Source organism: Acinetobacter sp. YH16044 (assembly GCF_013417145.1).
Lineage (GTDB): Bacteria > Pseudomonadota > Gammaproteobacteria > Pseudomonadales > Moraxellaceae > Acinetobacter > Acinetobacter amyesii.
Genome location: NZ_VPEK01000119.1, coordinates 1 through 1,783 on the forward strand (window position 1 = coordinate 1; position 1,783 = coordinate 1,783).

Consider the following 1,783-nt stretch of genomic DNA (forward strand, 5'->3'; position numbering starts at 1 on the left):
TTCTTCTGCCAACGATATACATTTTCAAAGATCCGCTCAAACTGGTTCTTTTGTATCTCAACGTAGGCCATCAAGGCTGAAAAAATATGATTCAAAATCAGTTTAGATCGTCTTACTTGAAACTTTTCAATATGACAAACCTGTTTAATTACTCGATGATATTGTTCTATTTTCCAATGACTTGAATGTAATTCATAAAAACCATCAAAGGACAATAAATCATCTTCATCTTGATGCACAATATAAAACCTCTGCTGTTCTTTTAACTGAGTCTTAAATAATTGTACAAAGCCAAAATCTTTGAGCCAGACCACTTGACCCTGATGGAAATCTGGCAATAAACGCAGTTGAAACCATTGTCCTTTTTCTGGGGAAACCTTACGGTTACAGTCGATACCAAACATAAATCGAATACCATATTTTCTTATGGTTTTTAGATTTCCAGTCGATGAATACCAACTATCACCTGTAATAAATTGAATCTTTGCACCCCAACTGAGTACTTCACTTAACATATCCATAAAGTAATCATTCTTGGTTTTACTTTCAGATTTGTCATAAATTCGGAAATTAATTGGAATATTTTGACCATTTTGATCTGTCGCATACAAGGTAATGAGATTAATACCCTTGACGGATCGGTGGTGTTTGCCTGACCAAAAATAGCTAACCAAGTCCATATGTTGACTATATGGTTTATCTAAAACAGTATCATCAATACTGACTATAAGTTTATTATTATCAATATGTTGAATTGCTTCTTGATATAGGTCGTGAGGTGTGTAGTCTTCACGCTCTAGAAAGCGATTTACACTATCATGCGAGATATTATAAGTCTCGGCAAGTTGTGTGCAGCTAATAGAGTTCGGTTCTGTCATGAGAAAGCCCATATAAATGGGTAATGTACAAGTTGCTGTAGAAGCATGTTTAATTCGTCTGATCACAGATACTTTATAAAGTATTTTAATACTTTTTTGAATCCGTCAATGCGTAAGTCCTATATAAGATGCTTCTGATTTTTTAACTTCTACATCATTTAGTCCCATAGAAGGACAAATGTTAGGTGTTTCTTAATTTTTTCTAAAATTAACATAATTCTTATTATGCGAAATTAAAAAAGGAAGCGGTATGCCATTGCTGTCCCACAATTTTTCACAAGAGGAAGCTCATTTGAGCTTCCTCTTGTTTTATGGGTATTTTATCGGGTGAAAATAAAGCTTTTAAAGTTCTTCTTTCAAACAAATTCACTTGAATTATTCTGAGTAAACGTTGAACTGTCCAACCTGTTTTTCCTAAATGTCGAGCGAAACTCACCAATAAATAGGCGATCATCGCAATCCAGATTTGTGTCTGAATTGCGTTCCTGCTGCGGCCTAGAAACGCTTTTAATTTGAGATTCTGCTTAATCGCCTTAAAGAACAGCTCAACTTTCCAACGATCTTTATAAATCGCCGCAATGGTGGAGGCGGCTAAATGAAAGTTATTGCTGAGAAAGCTAAAGTGCTTGCCACTTTGCTGATCTCTATATTCAATTCTTCTTAACACTGGGGCTTTTCTTTTTAGGGCATGTGCGCTATTCAGCTGAATGGTTTCATCTTTTAGAATACCTTTGGATTCAAGCACTGGATGTTGCTGGATCACCTGATACACAGATTTAGGCCTAAAACGTGTGACAAATCCAATGTTTTGAGCAGTCAGATTTGCATACCATTGGTAATCGACATAGCCTTTATGAAAAACTACAATGCTGCCAGGAGGAAACTGGAATTTGCGGCATTGTACC

General features: G+C 35.7%; 1 protein-coding gene and 1 pseudogene. Both read right to left on the reverse strand.

Annotated elements, in window-relative coordinates; all coding sequences use genetic code 11:
* On the reverse strand, positions 1-944 hold a 944-nt coding region (locus FTV38_RS17335; RefSeq protein WP_180023028.1), incomplete at its 3' end, for an IS701-like element ISAba11 family transposase.
* Positions 945-1,152: 208 nt separating this feature from the next.
* Positions 1,153-1,783 (reverse strand): annotated as a pseudogene (locus FTV38_RS17340) (IS4-like element ISAbe18 family transposase); the annotation flags it as partial.